This is a genomic window from Pseudoalteromonas sp. NH0006-46 (genome assembly GCF_057547735.1).
Window position 1 is genome coordinate 800881 of record NZ_BAAJML010000001.1, and the last position, 18823, is coordinate 819703.

Genomic DNA, 18823 nt, shown 5'->3' on the forward strand with positions numbered 1-18823 from the left:
ATTTTTACTCAGGCATACACTCCTAAATTTAAGCTACTTAATTTAACATTAAGAACAATAGCGTTAATTGGTAATAAATTAATGGTTATTTAAATTTAAAATTGGTAAGTTGTATTTTAAGTTCGTAGATGACCAATGGTTTTGTATGTGGGGTATTATGCCAATGTATTGTTTAGGTATTTTAAAAATTGTTATTGTGTGTTTTTTAGGTTGCGGATTGGCCGCTTGTGGTAGTTCGGGCTCACAAGGCGAATCAGTAAGTACTGCCTTGACAGCCCAAACCCCTGCTGTAATAGGCGGTGAAACTTCAGTCAGTATTAACAGTGACCGTGATAGTGCGGTAACCGGCGAGCTTTCTATATCTGATGCTCAAGCCAGTGAAGATGTATTTAATGCTCAAAATGATACTCAAACGAGTTATGGTAAATTTAGCCTTACAAGTGACGGTAGTTGGTTTTATACCTTAAATACAAACCATGCAAATATTAATTCTTTAGATGAAAATGAAATCCTACTTGACGAAATAGCAGTCAGTTCAGCCGATGGGACTGAAGCAACTATCACTGTCACTATCTTAGGTGTTGCCTCGGCTGATGATTTTTTAGTAACCGATGAAACAACACTTAATGCTGACGGTGTTAATTCAGGGCTGAGCGCATATGCACTAATAGAAACTGTTTTTAGCGAAGGGGCTATAGAGTCGCCAGATATGTACGCTGGTAACCATGAAGGTGTTACCCATATAATTGAAGATACCGACTCGATTGTAGGTAACCACTTTGTTTTTTTAGCGCATCGCGATGAAGACCAAGATAGAGATAAAGGGTTGACTGATAGGCAGCGCAACGAAATAAAAGCTTACGACAAGTCACCTGCTACAACCCTTGCTTTTGAAAATGAAACAGTACAATACAGTTGGAAGTTTAAAGTAAGTAGTGAGCTTGAATTAACGAGCAAATTTAGTCATTTTTTTCAAATAAAAGCCCGTAACGAGAGTAACGACAACACCAATGGCAACGACGACCAGCCTATTATTACGCTCTCGGGTGCGCAAAAAAACAGTACCGGGAATCAACTACAGGTGCGCTATAGCGCAGGCTTTGACGAAAATGGTAACAGCACTGGGCTTGATAAAAACCTCATAGAAACCGACTGGTCACTTATTACTGATGAATGGGTATCGGTATTTGTTCAAGCGACCTTTAGCGAAGAAGGTAAGTTTGATATGACCCTCACCCGCTTAAGTGACAACGAAGAGCTATTTAATATAAGCGAGCAAAACATAGATATGTGGCGTGGTTTTAGCGATGATGACTTTGCTCGCCCTAAATGGGGGATTTATCGCTCAATAGTAGAAACCGACAGCCTTCGCGCTGAAGAAGAGCAGGTACGATTTGCTGATTTTGTGATTAAAAAAGGTGTTTTAACAAAGTAGCCGAAGGATGGATGTAGAACACTCACAAAAAAGCCCTTACCAATTAAATTGTTAAGGGCTTTTTTTAATGTGTTAAAAAAAGTAATTATTTTACTTCTTTACCAGCGGCTTGTTGGTCAGCGTGATAGCTTGAGCGCACAAACGGGCCAGAGGCTGCATGAGTAAAGCCAATTTCATCAGCGTACTCTTTTAATGCGTCAAACTCTGCTGGTGGCACGTAACGTTTAACTGGTAAATGATGCTTAGATGGCTGTAAGTATTGGCCAACAGTAAGCATATCTACGTTATGCGCACGCAGGTCACGCAGTACCTCTTCTATTTCGCTAATCTCTTCACCTAAACCAACCATTAAGCCTGACTTAGTTTTTACTTCTGGGTGTGCTTCTTTAAAACGACGAAGTAATTCTAAAGACCATTTGTAATCGGCACCTGGGCGCGCAAGTTTGTATAGGCGTGGCGCTGTTTCTAAGTTGTGGTTAAACACATCAGGTGGCGTTTCAATTAAAATTTCAAGCGCACGGTCCATACGGCCACGGAAATCGGGTACTAAAATCTCGATGGTGATCGTTGGATTGTGTTTGCGAATTTCGCGAATACAATCGGCAAAGTGTTGTGCGCCGCCATCACGTAAATCATCACGGTCAACCGAGGTAATTACCACGTAGCTTAGCTTCATGTCTTTAATTGTTAGTGCAAGCTTTTCTGGCTCTGCTGCATCAGGTTTTAATGGGCGACCATGGGCAACATCACAAAATGGGCAACGACGCGTACAAATAGCACCTAAAATCATAAAGGTTGCTGTACCGTGGTTAAAACACTCAGATAGGTTAGGGCACGAGGCCTCTTCACATACTGAATGTAAGCCATGCTTACGCATTGCTTGTTTAATACCATCGATACGCTCAGTTGATTTAGGTAAGCGAATTTTAAGCCACTCTGGCTTGCGCAACATTTCGGTTTTTTCTGTTGGTAAAACTTTAACGGGGATCAACGCCATTTTTTCTGCGTCGCGTAGTTTTACACCTGGTTCCATTTTGACTGGTTTATTCATTCGTTTTCAAACCCTTCAGTATGCTTAACCTGTGCTGCATTAAGCTTTTTTATCATGTGTTTTACTAGGCCTTCACCTGCGCTTTGTAGGTTTTGAGGACCATTCAATTCTTTCGTTTGCACCATATTCATGCCGGCATAACCACACGGGTTTATGCGTAAAAACGGGCTTAGATCCATGTTAACATTTAATGCTAAACCATGAAATGAGCAGCCGCGGCGAACTCTCAAACCTAATGATGCAATTTTGCTGTCGTTAACGTAAACACCCGGTGCGTCGGCTTTAGCGTATGCTTTTATATCGTATTCAGCAAGCGACTCAATAATGCACTCTTCGAGCCAGGTTACAAGCTCTCGCACACCAATTTTTAAGCGGCGCAAATTAAATAATACATACATCATTTGTTGGCCAGGGCCGTGATAAGTTACCTGGCCGCCGCGATCAACTTTAATCACTTCAATGTCGCCTGGGGCGAGTAAATGCTCGTCTTTTCCTGCTTGGCCTTGAGTAAATACACTTTCGTGCTCTACAAGCCAAATTTCATCTGGAGTGCTGTCATCTCGGGTGTCGGTAAAGTCTTGCATTTTTTGCCAAATTGGCATGTAACGCTGACGACCTAGTTGGCGTACGATCAAGGTGTTTTCGTTCACAATAAATCTCAATTATGGCTTAAAGCATGTGACGTACGTCATCGATATTGCTGATCACGTTGTAAATTTCTTCAATGTGCTTACCGCTTGTAACAGTAGCTACTAGCGTTACAGACTCATAATTACCTTTACTGCTTGGTTTTACTTTTGGTGCGTAATCACCTGGAGCAATAGGTTGTAATTTTGCTAATATTTGATCTGTTAAATTAACATTGGCTAAACCCATAATTTTAAATGTAAATGGGCAAGGGTACTCTAGGTACTCATCAAATTTAGTATTTTTAACTGGTTGAACCACGATAGTGACTCCTCATACAAAAGTGTGAACTCTATGTAAAGCTCGAAGCTTATTACAGATAGGCGTTTAGCAGTGTTGCATATATGGGGCGCATTCTAGCATTTTTCAAGCAAAAAAAAACGCCTCATAACAGAGGCGCTTTTTTTACAACCCAGCAACTGTGGGTTTATATTTACGTTTACATTATTTGTAAGCGTAAATAGTCGTAGATTTTGCTAAAGAAGCTGCCTTCTTCCACTTCTTCAAGTGTTACTAGTGGGTATTGTGCAATGTCTTCACCCTCTAGTTGCAAGAACAAGGTGCCTACTTTAGTGCCTTTGGCTAGTGGGGCTTCAAGTGTATTGTCTAATTCAAAGTTAGCCTTTAGATTTTTATGCTGACCGCGTGGAATAGTAATAGGTGTATCTTCTAAAATGCCTAACGATACATTTTCTTTGTTACCCATCCAAATGCGCTGCTCTGCAAAGCTGTCGCCCGCTTTGTAAGGTGTAATTGTTTCAAAAAAGCGAAAGCCGTAGTTAAGTAGTTTTTTGCTTTCTACTTTACGAGCGCGCTCGCTTGATGTACCCATAACAACAGCAATTAAGCGCATACCATTTTTAGTGGCTGAGGTAACAAGGCTGTAACCAGCTTCAGAAGTATGGCCTGTTTTTATGCCGTCAACGTCTAGGCTTTCATCCCATAATAACGAGTTACGGTTATATTGTTTAATACCGTTGTAGGTGTATGATTTTTCTTTGTAGATAGCATATTCTTCAGGTACATCTCTGATAAGTGCTGCGCTTAATGTGGCCATATCACGAGGTGTTGTGTAGTGCTCGTCTGTATCTAACCCGTGGCTGTTAATAAAGTGGCTATTACTCATACCTAATTTAGCGGCATGTGCATTCATTAAGTCGGCAAAAGCACTCTCACTGCCTGCTATGTGCTCCGACATAGCAACACAGGCGTCGTTCCCTGATTGAATAATAATGCCATGATTCAACTCATCTACACTAATTTGTTTACCCACTTCAATAAACATTTTTGAAGATTCTGGGAAGTTTTTTGCCCATGCTTTTTCGCTAATTGTAACCATATCTGTAGGGGCTATGTTACCTACTTTAATTTCTGTACCAATTACATAACTGGTCATCATTTTAGTTAAGCTTGCTGGCGCAAGTTTAGTATCGGCTTCGCCCTCTGCAATAACCTTACCGGTTGTAAAGTCGACTAAAAAATAACCCTTTGCATTAACTTGAGGTGGTGCCGGAATGATTTGGGCGCTGGCTGAAAATACGGCGGCTGAACAAACTAAGCCACATACACCTTTGAGGATTTTATGTTTAATTGATTTCATCATACTCATTAATGGTTAAAGTTAAAAATTCGCGTTATGCCATTCTATACCCAAACACCCCTGGGATGCGAGCCTCGTTGGGCTAGTTTGGGTATTTGTCTTACTGAGTGTAAAGCAAGAACGCGTTTTGAAATTGATCTTGTTTTAATTTTTTTAATACTTTTTCTGCGTGCTGCGCGTTTTTTATTGGCCCTAAATGCAGTCTATAAATAGTGTCTTTCTTAACAATATTTGTCGGTAATTTGTATTGTTGGCGTAAACGCTGTGCAAGGGCTTCAATATTTGCCAATGTGCTGCCAGCAGCCACTTGAATATACGTTTTATTAGCTGCAGAGCTAGGAAGCGTAACCGCTTCAAGCTTAACCTTTGCTGTACCATGTTTGTAATAGCCAAGCTTGTATGCGGCTGCATAGGAAAGGTCAATAATTCTGTCATCGTGAAAAGGCCCACGGTCGTTTACGCGTACAATGACTGACTTACCATTTTGCGTGTTTGTAACACGAACAAAACTAGGCAAAGGTAATGTTTTATGCGCCGCGGTCATGGCAAACATATCGTATATTTCACCATTTGAAGTGTGGTAGCCGTGAAATTTTCGGCCATACCACGATGCAATGCCTTCTTCTTTATAACCTGTTTCGTCAAGCATAGGGGTGTAACGTTTACCGAGTACCTCGTAGGGGCGAGAAGCACTGGCACTTTTTTGCACCTCGGTAACTATAGCGTCTTGCATTTCAAGCGCAGTTGGCGCACGCAGGGGGGCTGAATCATGGCGCATGTGGTAACGCCCACTCGAACCACTGCTACAAGCACTGATAGTAATAGCGAGTAAGAAGGTTATGAGAGTTTGAGCGTAACGTTGCATTATTTTAAAAGCATCCTTTTATCTGTTGCTACCGACATAATAATACCAAAGCCAGCCATTAGCGTAATCATCGATGTGCCACCATAACTTATCAGAGGCAATGGCACGCCTACAACAGGTAGTAGTCCCGATACCATGCCAATGTTTACAAATATATAAACAAAAAAAGTTAAGGTTAGTGCGCCTGCTAACAGCTTTCCAAACGCGTCTTGTGCATTTACTGCGATATACAAGCTGCGGCCAATAATAAACAAGTACAAGCTAAGTAAAACGCAAACACCAAATAAGCCAAACTCCTCACTTAATACCGAAAAAATAAAATCGGTATGGCGTTCTGGTAAAAACTCAAGTTGTGACTGTGTACCTTGCAACCAGCCTTTACCTTCAACGCCACCAGAACCAATGGCTATTTTAGATTGAATAATATGATAACCTGAGCCAAGTGGATCGCTCTCAGGATCTAAAAATGTCAGTACGCGTTGGCGTTGATAAGCATGCATGCCGTATTGCCAAAATGGCCAAGCTGCTAAGGCAACCGCCGCGCTTAAAAAGCTAATTAGTCGCCAGCTCAACCCAGATAAAAAAAGTACAAATATGCCAGAGCTTGCAATTAGTATTGATGTTCCTAAGTCTGGTTGTTCTTTAATTAATAATGTAGGCAGCATTACTATCGCAAAGCCGAAAATTAAGTGTAGTGGTCGAGGTGGTAAATGTTTGCGACCAATATACCAAGCTACCATCATAGGCACTGCTAGCTTCATTAATTCAGAGGGTTGAAAACGAGTTATACCTAAATCAAGCCAACGTTGTGCGCCTTTAGAGCTCACGCCAAATAACAACACACCAACCAGCATTAATAATCCAACGCAGTACATAGGTATAGTGAGCCTTTTAAGTGTAGCAGGGGGGATTTGTGCAAGTAATATCATGGCAATGATGGCCACACCCATCCGCGTCATGTGCCTTATCATCATGGCTGATTCTTGGCCACTTGCGCTGTAAACAACCGTTATGCTTCCAGCCATCATGAGTAAAATGGCAATAAGTAAAGGCAAGTCTAAATGCATACGCATCCAAATTGAACGCTTGTCATGCAGGGCGGTCATAGGGTGTTATTCCTTGCCAGTTCAACAGGGTTAGCAGCAAAGTAATAATCCATTAACTGCCTGGCAATAGGGGCGCCAACCGTGCTGCCACCACCATTATTTTCAACAACAATAGACACCACTATTTGAGGGTTATTGTAAGGGGCAAACCCAACATAAATGGCATTATCGCGTTGTCGTTCTTTTAGTGATTCTGCATCGTACTTTTCACCCTGTGCAATGCTCACAACTTGTGCTGTGCCAGTTTTGCCTGCTGGATCGTAATTTACACCTTTAAAAGCTTTATGAGCGGTGCCTGTTACCTTGGTTACGGTATTGTGCATAGCATCAATAGCTATACGCCAATTGTCTGGGTTGTCTAACACAACGGGTGGTTTTTCTTCATTATTTATTTGGGTTACATCGTCCTCTTTTTTAGCCACTTGCGCTAAGTGGGGAGGATGATTAATCCCTTTGTTAACGAGTATGTTGGTTGCGTTAGCTATTTGAATGGGTGTTGCGGTCCAATATCCTTGGCCAATGCCTACAGAAATTGTATCGCCAGGCCACCAAGACTCTTTAAATCTGTTCTCTTTCCATTCTTTTGAAGGCAATATGGCGGTGGTTTCTTCGTGTATATCTATACCCGATAGATCACCAAAACCAAAGTTCGCCATAAAATTACTGATTTTTGTAATGCCTAATCGGTATGCAGTATCGTAAAAGTATGTATCGCATGACTCTTCAATAGCTTTGTATACATCTACATGGCCGTGCCCCCAGCGCTTCCAGTCACGCCATTTATGCTCTACGTTTCGTATTTCAAAAAAACCGGGGTCCCACATAGTTGTCCCTTCCGTTACCATGTTTTCTTCAAGTGCTAAAATAGCCATATGCGGTTTAATGGTAGATGCTGGAGCATATCGGCCTTGGGTGGCTCTATTAATTAGTGGGCGATCTGGGTTTAGAAGTGCTTTATAATTTTTACTACTAATACCGTGTACAAATAAATTTGGGTCATAGCTTGGGTTTGAGTATAGCGCAAGTATGCCGCCATCTTTTGCGTCCATAACGACAACCGCACCGCGCATATCCTTAAGTGCATGTTGGGCTATTTGTTGAAGGCCAATATCGAGCGTTAACACTAAATCACTACCTGGCTGCGGGGGGAGCATGCTCAGGGTACGAATAACACGACCTCGGTTATTTACCTCTACACGTTGCGAACCAACTTGGCCATGCAAGAGTTGCTCATAGTATTTTTCAATACCAAGTTTGCCAATATCGTGGGTTGCACGATAGTTAGTGGCTTGCTGTTCTTGTTCGAGTTTGTTTAGCTCTTTTCGGTTTAGCTTTGCCACATAGCCTAGTGCATGAGTCAGTGTGTCGCCATACGGGTAATAACGCGCTAAACGGGCTTCTATACTAAAACCGGGGAATTTATGTTGGTTGACCGAAAATGTAGCAACGTCGGCTTCATCAAGGCGCGCTTTAAGTACTTGTGATTTAAAACGGCGCGTGTTTTTTATATCTTGTAAAAAGTCTTGTTTTTCTTGCTCTGTAATAGCGATTAGTTGGCTTACATGTTCAAGTGATTCTTCAAGGTTATCAACGTCTTCGGGGATGACTTCAAGATTGTAAACGGGTTTGTTTTCGGCAAGCAGCACACCGTTTCGGTCGTAAATTAAGCCGCGATTAGGTGCAATAGGAATAACTTTAATTCGGTTGTCGTTAGAGCGGGTTTGGTAATCTTGGTGGTCTTTTACTTGAATATTGTAAAGGTTAGTGATTAAAACAGCCACTAGCCCCAGTACAAAAACAAAACCCACAAACGCTCGCCGCGCAAATAAATTAGCTTCAGCAGAGTGGTCACGAATAGTGGGTCTTTTTTTTAACATAGCAAGCGTTACTCGCGATGATAAGGATGATTGTTATTTAAGCTCCAGCCTCTGTAAAGGCTCTCTGCTACAATAATGCGCACCAAAGGATGTGGTAATGTTAAATTTGATAACGACCATTTTTGCTCCGATGCCGCTATACACTCTGGAGCAAGTCCCTCTGGGCCGCCAATAAGTAAGCTTACATCGCGGCCATCGAGTTGCCATTTTTCCATGTTTTTAGCAAGTTGGTGAGTATCCAGCGCTTTGCCAGTAACCTCTAGTGTAACAATACGATTGCCTTTAGGAATAGCGGCTAATGTTTTTTCGCCCTCAATGTGTAAAATGCGCTTTATATCTGCATTTTTGCCACGTTTACCGGCGGGTATTTCAATTAGCTCTAAAGCCATATCCTTGGGAAAACGGCGCTGATATTCAGCAAATCCCGTTTCTACCCACGCTGGCATTTTTGTGCCAACAGCAATCATTTGTATTTTCACGAATAACTTCCAAGCGTTGCTTTTAATAAGTGGGTGGTTAGCCCCACAGTTTTTCTAGATCGTAATAGCTACGTGCTTCAGTTTGCATCACGTGTACAACCACATCACCTAAATCAACCAGTGCCCATTCGCCGTCATTTTCGCCTTCATAGCCTAGCGGCTCTGAATCTGCATGACGTGCTTCTTTTGCTAAGTGGTCGGCGATTGATTGAACGTGGCGCTTAGACGTGCCAGTACAAATTACCATGTAATCGGTAATGTCTGATTTATCCGTTACGTCTATGTCAACGATGTCACGCGCTTTCATATCGTCAATTTTATCCATTGCAAAGGCGAGTAGTTGTTTTGAATCCAAGGTTTTGTCTCAATTTAAAATTTAATGGCGCATATTTTAGCACGCTAGGCATTTTTAAGCATCAATTTGATAAAGCTGATGCATTTGTATGTAATGACTCACTGCATCGGGCAATAGTTCATTCTTTTTGTTACTTTTTTTAAGGTCATCACGAATAGTACTAGAGGCCGCATCAAGCATTTTACCGGGTAAAAAATAAAGTTTGCCGCCAGAATGCTTTAAAACACTAGCAGGGTCTTCCACTAGAGCCTGTTGCATGTATGCTTTGAGTTTGCCAGTAACATGGCACTGTTGTAATGGCCGTTGATACACCACAATATGGCAAAGCTCAGTAATTGCTTCCCATTCAAACCATTTATCAAGTGTATTAAATGAATCCATACCGATTAAAAATAAGATAGGCTCATTCGGGTGTTCACTTCGAAGCTCTTGCAGGCTAAGTAATGAATACGACGGCCCCTTACGATTTAGCTCTCTTAAATCGAGTGCAAAATGAGGGAACGATTTTATAGCTGCATTGAGCATATTAACACGATGCTCTGTGCTTATGCCGGGTGCCGCTTTATGAGCTGGTAGCGCGCAAGGCATAAAATACAAAGTGCATAAATTAAATGCGCTTACACATTGCTGTGCCATATTAATATGGCCTAGATGAACGGGGTCGAAGGTGCCACCAAAAATAGCAATCATTTTATTGTCCAACAGGTTAAGCGATTAATTAAGGCTGTGACACGGCATAGAAATTTCGAGCGGTTGACAAAACTTAATACAAATATGTGCAAGTGCTTGATAGGGGGCTATTAAGTTGCCTTGCTTGTAACTTGCATCAAATAAAGCAATGTCACTGTTTATTTGCTCAAGCACTGCAATATTTAGGCGATTAACAGCACTTTGTACAGGCCCTTGTTGATTTTTCCAAATGGCATTTTGTTTAAATAAGTTGGCGATTGGCTCACCATTTAACAATCCTAGTTGCACATTCAACAAGGTGTTGAGCTCTTTTGTAATTGCCCACAATATACTCACTACTTCGGTGTTATCACGGGCTAATTTGTTTAACACTTTAATCGCTTGTTTAGCGTGACCATTTAATAAAGCATCGCTTAAATCAAAAATATCAAATTTGGCTTGATTTAATAACCCTTGCATAACCAATTGCTGGGTAATAAGTGCATTGCCGTGGAGTAAAGAAAGCTTTTCGAGTTCCTGAAAACACGCTAATAAATTACCTTCTGTTGCATTGATAAGGCTTAATTTGGCATCGTTTTGCATGTTAAGAGCCAAGCGCTGGCATTGCTCATCAAGCCATCGTTTCACATGCGAGCCTGTAAGAGGGTAACAAGGTACAAATACCCCTTGTTTGTCGAGCGCTTTAAACCATGCCCCACGTTGTACTTCTTGGCTGGCTTTAGCACCTTTAATAATTAGTATCGTGTCTGGGTTAACAAGCTCAACTACACGCTTAAAGGTATTACTACCAATGACTCCGGGCTTTTGCTGGTTTAGATCAAACTCAACAATAGTGCGGGCGCTAAATAACGACATACTTTGATATTGCGCGATTATTTCTTGCCAATCAAACCCTTGCATTAAAGTAAACTTAATAACTTCATCAAAGCCTTGTTCTTTGGCGGCATCGCGTATTTGTTGTACGCATTGCGCTTCTTGAAAAGGTTCTTCGCCAAACACTAAGTAGAAAGGTTTTAAGCCTTTTTTTAATTCGTTGGGTAATTGATTAGCGTAACAGCGCATTACAGTTGCGACAGCTCTCTAACAATGCGGCGACTTGCTTGCTTACGAATTTCGTTAATTAGTAGCTCAAGCTCTTTTGCTTTTGCAAGGGCGTTATCGGGGTCGTCTTGATAATTTCGGTATAGTTCAAAGCGCTTTTCTATTGCATCTTTATTGGGATGTTTTAGAACATACGATACGCCATAGGCAAGTTCGTATTCAGCAACCTGACCATTTTTAAATAACGACAAGTTTTGGCGTTCTATGGTTTCTTTGCGTAAATACAGTTGCGCTACGTTTTTAGATGACGAGGTAAACTCGACTCCACTTGCTAACAGCTCTTTTTGTAGCTGTTCTAATAACGCTGATTTTTCATCATCGCCAATGAGCGTTATTACTTTTAAGTTATCAGGCAGGCTTGACGCTTGTTTTAAGTGAAATCCACAGCTAGATAACAAAAAACAGACTAACGCTAAGGCTAGTCCGTTTTTAATGGCGTTAAATAAAGCCATATTAGTTAGCAACTACGTTAAGTAATTTACCTGGCACGTAAATAATTTTACGAATAGTTGCGCCATCCGTAAATTTAGTTACGTTAGCTTCTGCAAAAGCCAGTGCTTCTACTTGCTCTTGCGTTGCATCCGCTGCCACAGTTAACTTAGCGCGAAGTTTACCGTTTACTTGTACGATGATGAGCTTTTCATCTTCAACAAGGGCTGATTCGTCAACCGTTGGCCATGCTGCATCTAAAATGTTGCCTTCTTTACCTAGCTCTTGCCACAATTCGTGAGATAAATGCGGCGTAATAGGGGCAAGCATAATCACAAGCGCTTCAAGTGCTTCATTTGCAATGGCAATGTCTTGTGCATCGTTAAGTGGCGCTTTAATTAACTTGTTAGATAGCTCCATGATGGCAGCAATCGCTGTATTAAACGTTTGACGGCGTTCAACATCATCACTTACTTTTGCAATGGCTTTATGTAGTTCGCGGCGAAGTACTTTTTGCGGGTTAGACAAAGCCGATTTATCAAGTGTTTGGTAGCCAACAGTTTTAACGTCTACCGCGTATTTCCATACACGTTTTAAGAAGCGATGCGCGCCTTCTACACCTGAGTCTGACCATTCAAGTGTTTGCTCTGGTGGTGCAGTAAACATCATGAATAAACGCACTGTATCTGCACCGTATTGGGCAATGACTTGTTGTGGGTCTATTCCGTTGTTTTTAGACTTAGACATTTTGCTCATGCCAGATGAGAATACTGGCTCACCGTCGTCTTTATGCCATGCTTTAGTTACGCGGCCTTTTTCGTCAGTTTCGGTTTCTACATCGCTCGGTGAAATCCAAATGTCACCACCTTTCTCATCTTTACGGTAGAACGTTTCGGCAAGTACCATACCTTGACAAAGTAAGCGATCAAACGGTTCGTCTGAATTTACTAAACCAAAGTCACGTAATAATTTATGGAAAAAGCGCGAGTACAATAAGTGTAAAATTGCATGCTCAATACCACCAATATATTGGTTTACTGGTAACCAGTAGTTAGCCGCTGCAGGGTCTAACATGCCTTCATCGTAGCGCGGGCTACAGTAACGTGCGTAATACCAAGACGATTCCATAAAAGTATCAAAGGTATCAGTTTCGTGAGTAGCAGGTACGCCGTTTACTGTGGTTTTAGCCCACTCTGGATCTGCTTTAATTGGCGATGTAACACCATTCATTACCACGTCTTCTGGTAAGCGAACTGGTAGCATATCTTCTGTTGCAGCAAGTTCTTGGCCGTCTTCATCGCTAAGCATTGGGATTGGTGAACCCCAGTAACGCTGGCGGCTAACACCCCAATCACGTAGACGGAAGTTAACTTTACGCTCACCCACACCTAGCGCCTCTAGTTTGTCGGCAATCGCATTAAACGCTGCTGAAAAGTCTAACCCGTCAAATTCACCAGAGTTTACTAATACACCTTTTTCAGTGAATGCTTCTTGCTCTAGGTTTACTTCAAGGTCTGAGCCTTCAACTGGCGCAATAACTTGTTTGATATCTAAGCCGTATGCATTTGCAAATTCAAAGTCACGTTGGTCGTGTGCAGGTACTGCCATCACCGCACCAGAGCCATAATGCATAAGTACAAAGTTAGCTACCCAAATAGGCACTTGCTCGCCTGTTAATGGGTGAGTGGCGTAAAAGCCAGTTGCAATGCCTTTCTTTTCCATGGTTGCCATGTCTGCTTCGGCTACTTTGGTGTTTTTGCATTCTTCAACAAACATTGCAATTGCATCGCTGTTTTTAGCGGCTTCTTGTGCAATAGGGTGGCCACCGGCAACGGCTAGGTAAGTTACACCCATAAAGGTATCTGGGCGCGTAGTGTATACGCTAAACTTTTCGTTGTTATCAGTACGTGTAAATTCTATGTCTAACCCTTCAGAGCGACCAATCCAGTTGCGCTGCATGGTTTTAACTTGTTCAGGCCAGTCTTCTAACTTGTCTAAATCGTCTAAAAGCTCTTGAGCGTAGTCGGTAATTTTAATAAACCACTGCGGAATTTCTTTTTGCTCAACCACAGCGCCTGAGCGCCAACCACGGCCGTCAATTACTTGTTCGTTAGCAAGTACAGTTTGATCAACCGGATCCCAGTTAACCGTTGACATTTTTTTATACACTAGGCCTTTTTCGTAAAGCTTAGTGAAAAACCACTGCTCCCATTTGTAATACTCTGGGTGACAAGTCGCAATTTCACGATCCCAGTCGTAACCAAAACCTAATTGTTTAAGTTGGGTACGCATGTAATCAATGTTTTCGTAGGTCCATTTTGCAGGCGCTGTTTTGTTTTTAATAGCTGCGTTTTCTGCTGGTAAACCAAACGCATCCCAACCCATCGGCTGCATTACGTTTTTGCCTTGCAAACGTTGGAAACGAGAAACAACATCACCAATGGTGTAGTTACGCACATGACCCATATGCAGTCGACCACTCGGATAAGGGAACATAGAAAGACAGTAATACTTTTCTTTGCTCTCATCTTCAGTGACTTTAAATACTTGGTTTTCTTCCCAGTAGCTTTGTACTTTTGACTCTATATCTTGCGGGTTATATTGCTCTTGCATCTACGATTCCAGACTTCTTGCAAACTAATAAAAAATTGCCGATAGGATAACCCAAATAAAGTGCTATTCACAGCGTCAAAAACACCGTTTTGCTAAATTCTAACCTTCAGGTCAGGTTAACCTATACTTATCTATGTTAAACGTTAGGCGTGTTGACCTTTGTGGATTGAAATTTGCTCAGTTTAGAGTTCTCTAACCACACTATGAAATGTCACTTAGTGGTCTGAGTAAACATTAATAAATATTGCGTCAACCCAACTCGTTTATTAGCAATTTTGAAGGAGTTCATAATGGCAGATTATAAAGCATGGCTTAGTGATTTGAGTGCGTGGCTAAAAGACATAAAAGATCACGAGGTAAAAGATGCGGTAACTCGTTTTGTTGAATCAGAGCAAGCACTTAAAAATTTAGGTGAAGAAAAGTATCAGCTTTACCGCAATTACCTGAAGCGCGATATAGAGCACCTTAGCGAGAACGACTCCCACTACAACTCGCTTGCATGGCAAGAGCTTAAAGAGTCTTTATGGTTCGAGCTTTCGCATATAGAAGACAAAACTCAGCTGGAATGGCAATCCCTAAACCAAGATTTTAAGCACAATGGGATGTATCACGCAGGCGAATGGATAGCCATGGGCACATTAGTATGTAAGAATTGCACTCATAGTTATGATGTTTATCACGCGACACAAATTTTACCGTGTATTGAGTGTGATGGAATCTATTTTAGTCGTAAGGCGCTGCACCCTTAAGCATATGTATTAAGTGGCTGCTGGCCACTTAATACGCCCAAAGCCAGCGATTATGCTGGTACATAAAGAAGTTAGAATGACGAAAAAACTGCTGCCACTACCTGTATCAACGCTTGCACCTAGTATTTCTGCTAATCACGTACTGACGTGCATGAATAACCCCTATCCAGAGCAGCTCAATTTTATTGGGCAACAACGTGCACAAAGCGCGCTCGACTTTTCGCTGGGAATGGAATTACCTGGTTACAACGTATACGTTATGGGCGAAGCTGCACATGGGCGTTATACATTAGTAAAAGACAAGCTAAAACAACATGCTAAAGGTCGAGTAACGCCAAACGAATGGTTGTATGTTAACAACTACGACGACCACCGCGAGCCGATAGCGCTGTTTATGCAAGCAGGGCAAAGCAAGCAGTTAAGTGAGGACATAGACTCGTTTTTAGACGAGGTACTCGACACATTTCCAGCCGCATTTGATAACCCTGCTTATCAACGTAAGAAAAAGTCAATTGATCGTGAGTTTAATGATGCTTACGACAGCGCAATTACCGCTGTTGAAGTGACGGCACTTGAACAAAGCGTTGCACTGGTTGAAGAAAAAAGCTCAGTGGGGTTTGCGCCACTAATAGATGGCAAGCAATTGAGCGATAGCGAATTTGCAGAGTTAGAAGATGAGTTACGCGAAGCGTTTTTTGAGAAAATAGAAAAACTAGAAGATGCGTTAATTGAAGCGCTGATAGAGTTGCCACGTTGGAAACGCGAATCAAAAGAAAAACTCCGTAACCTTAAAAAGTCGACCGCTGAGCAAGCAACAAAACCGCTACTAAAAGACTTAGAGCATAAATACGCCACCCATATTGGTGTACTTCGTTACTTAAAAGACATACGTGTAGAAATTATAGATGCCGTACTCGAATGGCTCGATGACGATGACGATGACGAAAGCGAAGAAAGCAAAGAAGATTTTGATCGTAAAGGCATGCTTACTGACTTTTTTGCACCCAATATTTTAGTTGAGTTTAAGGAAGAGGATGCAGCGCCTGTGGTATACGAGCCAAACCCCACCTTTGGCAATTTATTTGGCAAAATAGAGTATGCCACTTCACAAGGTACACTAATCACCAGCTACCGCTCAATTCAGCCCGGTGCATTACACCGTGCAAATGGCGGTTACTTAATAATGGATGCTGAAAAAGTAATGGCTAACCCGCAAGTATGGGATGGGTTAAAGCTATCGCTTAAAATGCACCAGATTAAAAACGATTTGCCGTATCAAGACAGCACAGTAGGTACGAGTTTTACGCTTCGCCCACAATTGATCCCGCTTGATGTAAAAATTATTTTATTAGGCTCGCGCGATTTGTATTACACCATAGGTGAATACGATGAAGAATTTGCTGAGCTATTTAGAGTGCTAGCCGACTTTGATTACTACCTACCAAGTAGCGATAAGTTACAGTATCAGTTTATTACTAAGGTGACTGAGTACTGCGAAAAAAACCTTAAGTGCACTACAACGCAAGCGGCTATGGTGAGGTTACTTAAATTTAGTTATCGCCAAGCTGAGCATCATAATAAGCTCTCAGCGCGTTTTGCTGATGTGTTAGAGCTGGTGGCTGAGGCAAGTTATTACGCAAAACAAGATACGCTAACGGTTATTGATGCGCATCATATTGATGAAGCCATTGAGGGTAAGCAATATCGCACCGGTCAAATTAGTGAAAATATGCTCAGTGATATCAAAGAAGGCCACACGTTAATTGCTACAACAGGTCAAGCCATTGGTAAAGTAAATGGTTTAACGGTATTGCACATTGGTGATACGTCGTTTGGTACACCGGCGCGAATTACCGCCACGGTATACGCCGGCGCCGATGGCGTAATAGACGTAGAACGCGAAGCAGAGCTAGGTAAAGCTATTCACTCTAAAGGCGTGATGTTACTTACCGGTTATTTAGGTAATAAATATGCCCAGCAGTTTAGCCTTACGCTCAGCGCAAATATTGCAATAGAGCAAAGCTATGGCTACATAGACGGCGATAGCGCCTCGTTGGCTGAGCTTTGCGCGTTAATTTCGGCTATTACAAGCTTACCAATAAGCCAATCAATTGCGCTTACCGGCTCTATAAACCAACATGGTGATGTACAAGCTATTGGTGGTGTAAACGAGAAAATAGAAGGCTTTTTTAAGTTGTGTAAAATGCGTGGCTTAACAGGTGAGCAAGGCGTTATTATTCCTAAATCAAACCAAGTAAACTTAGTGCTAGATGACGAAATACTCAACGCCGTAGAGCAAGGTAAATTTAACATATACGCCGTAGAGACGGTTGATCAGGCGTTAAATTTACTGATGGATATTGAAGCAGGCGACCTCATCGACGATGAATACCCTGAAAATTCAGTTAATGGCATCGCACTTGCGCGTCTAAAGGAGATTGCCGATATTGTTAATGGCGACAACGAAGACGATGCAGATGATGAGTTAGAAAATGAAAAACCAGAAGACGAAAAAGGGGAGTTATGATCAACATTATTTTGGCAGTTATCATCGCCATTTTGTGCGTTTTAATATTTAAAAACAGTAAAAAGGCCAAACAACAGGCGATTGCTAATGCGCAAATTGAAAGCGACTATTTAGTAGCAAACGCTAAAGTAGACGGTGTACTTGAGACTGCCTCTGGCTTGCAATACAAAGTATTGCACAAAGGAGAAAACAGCAACACGCCCAGTTCAACAAGTATGGTCAATGTGCATTACCACGGTACGCTTATCGACGGCACCGTGTTTGATAGCTCAGTAGAGCGCAAATCACCGATTAGTTTTGGTTTGCACCAAGTTATTAAAGGGTGGACCGAAGGGCTTCAATTAATGAGTCCGGGTGATAAATTTCAGTTTTATATACCGCATCAACTAGCTTATGGCGAAAAGCGGGTAGGGAGTATTCCGCCTGCATCACTGCTTATTTTTGAAGTAGAACTACTTGCAATAGAGTCATAAATATACGGTACTTGCTCACTTTGAACCGATTTAGAGTGAGCAAGTTATACTAATCTGCAAATTCAATATGTGCTATTTCAAGTTTAAATTTCCCCGCTTGCTTTCCTGCAATCATAAAACCAAGTTGCTTAATATCATTAAAATCAATTTCTGGTTGCTCTGTTAGCGTACGCCCACGAAAAGTAAGTGTAAAATCACTTGGTGTAAAATTAACGTTAGTCCACTCATTTTCTATTGTTTTAAATGAGTGTGTATACGCAGGCCCGTCAAGGTAGTTAGATGTACGCAGCCTTAGTTGATAGGTTTGCCCATCACCTTTAACACGTAAATTAATAGTACGTGTGTTTTGGCTTTGTATATTTAGCTCAGTGCGGATAGAAGCAAACCCTCCGTTATTTTCGAGCGATACATTACCTTCAAATATCAAAGCATCTTTTGTATGACTTACTTGGCTATTAGACACGCCCCCCATGACCGAATCGTTTACAACATACCAACGCTGATTGGCGTTAACTTCTGCGCTCAGCAGCAAAGCATTAAATACAAAAACAGATGATAGTTGTTTGGTGGTCATTGGGTTGCTCCTAAAGGCTTTGGTTAACTAATACGATTAAATACATGAATTGTTCACTTAATATAAAACTAATTTATTAACAATATTCTAGAGCTTGTGAACTTTCAGAATAAAAATTTTTAACCTCGAAAGATAAACTGGCCTTGGTTTGAATTAGCTTGAGCAAAAAATAAAAAGCGCGTAAGTTAACCGCGTTACCTATTTTAATAACA

Annotated in this window: 18 protein-coding genes; 4 read left to right on the forward strand and 14 right to left on the reverse strand. The window is 41.5% G+C overall.

Annotated features, from left to right (window positions below; genetic code table 11):
• Window positions 1-157: 157 nt before the first annotated feature.
• Window positions 158-1435: a VCBS domain-containing protein gene (locus AC27I2_RS03670; RefSeq protein ID WP_487203606.1), complete on the forward strand. Its 1278-nt coding sequence runs from the start codon at window positions 158-160 to the stop codon at window positions 1433-1435.
• Window positions 1436-1520: 85 nt separating this feature from the next.
• Here the strand turns inward: AC27I2_RS03670 and lipA are convergent, their stop codons facing one another.
• The 13 genes from lipA to leuS form a co-directional block, all read right to left on the reverse strand.
• The gene (lipA, locus tag AC27I2_RS03675; protein WP_004585911.1) at window positions 1521-2486 is read right to left on the reverse strand and encodes a lipoyl synthase; all 966 of its coding nucleotides are present in this window, start codon (window positions 2484-2486) and stop codon (window positions 1521-1523) included.
• Window positions 2483-3136 carry a lipoyl(octanoyl) transferase LipB gene (lipB, locus tag AC27I2_RS03680; protein WP_058403387.1) on the reverse strand — a complete coding sequence of 218 codons (654 nt, stop codon included), beginning with the start codon at window positions 3134-3136 and terminating at the stop codon, window positions 2483-2485. The genes lipA and lipB overlap by 4 nt, the downstream gene beginning before the upstream one ends.
• A gap of 19 nt (window positions 3137-3155) precedes the next feature.
• Window positions 3156-3434 (reverse strand): DUF493 family protein YbeD, encoded by a 279-nt coding sequence (ybeD, locus tag AC27I2_RS03685; protein ID WP_006793392.1) that lies wholly within the window; start codon window positions 3432-3434, stop codon window positions 3156-3158.
• Between the two features lie 178 nt (window positions 3435-3612).
• Window positions 3613-4773 (reverse strand): serine hydrolase, encoded by a 1161-nt coding sequence (locus AC27I2_RS03690; RefSeq protein ID WP_058403557.1) that lies wholly within the window; start codon window positions 4771-4773, stop codon window positions 3613-3615.
• Window positions 4774-4873: 100 nt separating this feature from the next.
• Complete coding sequence (locus AC27I2_RS03695; RefSeq protein ID WP_487203510.1) at window positions 4874-5638, reverse strand: septal ring lytic transglycosylase RlpA family protein; 765 nt, start codon at window positions 5636-5638, stop codon at window positions 4874-4876.
• On the reverse strand, window positions 5638-6744 hold the full coding sequence (gene rodA / locus AC27I2_RS03700) for a rod shape-determining protein RodA (RefSeq protein WP_487203511.1): 1107 nt from the start codon (window positions 6742-6744) through the stop codon (window positions 5638-5640). The genes AC27I2_RS03695 and rodA overlap by 1 nt, the downstream gene beginning before the upstream one ends.
• Window positions 6741-8621: a penicillin-binding protein 2 gene (gene mrdA, locus AC27I2_RS03705; RefSeq protein ID WP_487203512.1), complete on the reverse strand. Its 1881-nt coding sequence runs from the start codon at window positions 8619-8621 to the stop codon at window positions 6741-6743. The genes rodA and mrdA overlap by 4 nt, the downstream gene beginning before the upstream one ends.
• A gap of 8 nt (window positions 8622-8629) precedes the next feature.
• Window positions 8630-9100: a 23S rRNA (pseudouridine(1915)-N(3))-methyltransferase RlmH gene (rlmH, locus tag AC27I2_RS03710; protein ID WP_002958522.1), complete on the reverse strand. Its 471-nt coding sequence runs from the start codon at window positions 9098-9100 to the stop codon at window positions 8630-8632.
• A 37-nt stretch (window positions 9101-9137) separates the two neighbouring features.
• Window positions 9138-9455, reverse strand: coding sequence for a ribosome silencing factor (rsfS, locus tag AC27I2_RS03715; protein WP_006793397.1), 318 nt, complete (start codon window positions 9453-9455; stop codon window positions 9138-9140).
• 54 nt (window positions 9456-9509) lie between these two features.
• Complete coding sequence (gene nadD, locus AC27I2_RS03720; protein WP_487203513.1) at window positions 9510-10145, reverse strand: nicotinate-nucleotide adenylyltransferase; 636 nt, start codon at window positions 10143-10145, stop codon at window positions 9510-9512.
• Between the two features lie 24 nt (window positions 10146-10169).
• The gene (gene holA, locus AC27I2_RS03725; protein WP_487203514.1) at window positions 10170-11207 is read right to left on the reverse strand and encodes a DNA polymerase III subunit delta; all 1038 of its coding nucleotides are present in this window, start codon (window positions 11205-11207) and stop codon (window positions 10170-10172) included.
• Window positions 11207-11698, reverse strand: coding sequence for an LPS-assembly lipoprotein LptE (locus tag AC27I2_RS03730; RefSeq protein WP_487203515.1), 492 nt, complete (start codon window positions 11696-11698; stop codon window positions 11207-11209). Before AC27I2_RS03730 ends, holA begins: the two co-directional genes overlap by 1 nt.
• Window position 11699: 1 nt before the next feature.
• On the reverse strand, window positions 11700-14288 hold the full coding sequence (gene leuS / locus AC27I2_RS03735) for a leucine--tRNA ligase (RefSeq protein WP_487203516.1): 2589 nt from the start codon (window positions 14286-14288) through the stop codon (window positions 11700-11702).
• Window positions 14289-14578: 290 nt separating this feature from the next.
• On the opposite strand from leuS, the gene AC27I2_RS03740 reads away from it, so the two are divergent.
• From AC27I2_RS03740 to bamJ, 3 genes are all read left to right on the forward strand, one after another.
• Window positions 14579-15037 (forward strand): zinc ribbon-containing protein, encoded by a 459-nt coding sequence (locus AC27I2_RS03740; RefSeq protein WP_487203517.1) that lies wholly within the window; start codon window positions 14579-14581, stop codon window positions 15035-15037.
• A 76-nt stretch (window positions 15038-15113) separates the two neighbouring features.
• Window positions 15114-17564 (forward strand): Lon protease family protein, encoded by a 2451-nt coding sequence (locus tag AC27I2_RS03745; RefSeq protein ID WP_487203518.1) that lies wholly within the window; start codon window positions 15114-15116, stop codon window positions 17562-17564.
• Window positions 17561-18037, forward strand: a complete 477-nt coding sequence (gene bamJ / locus AC27I2_RS03750; protein ID WP_487203519.1) for a BamJ family beta-barrel-assembly machinery protein — start codon at window positions 17561-17563, stop codon at window positions 18035-18037. The genes AC27I2_RS03745 and bamJ overlap by 4 nt, the downstream gene beginning before the upstream one ends.
• 49 nt (window positions 18038-18086) lie before the next feature.
• Here bamJ and AC27I2_RS03755 read toward each other — a convergent pair whose 3' ends face one another.
• Window positions 18087-18611 carry a CIA30 family protein gene (locus AC27I2_RS03755; RefSeq protein ID WP_058403377.1) on the reverse strand — a complete coding sequence of 175 codons (525 nt, stop codon included), beginning with the start codon at window positions 18609-18611 and terminating at the stop codon, window positions 18087-18089.
• Window positions 18612-18823 lie beyond the last annotated feature (212 nt).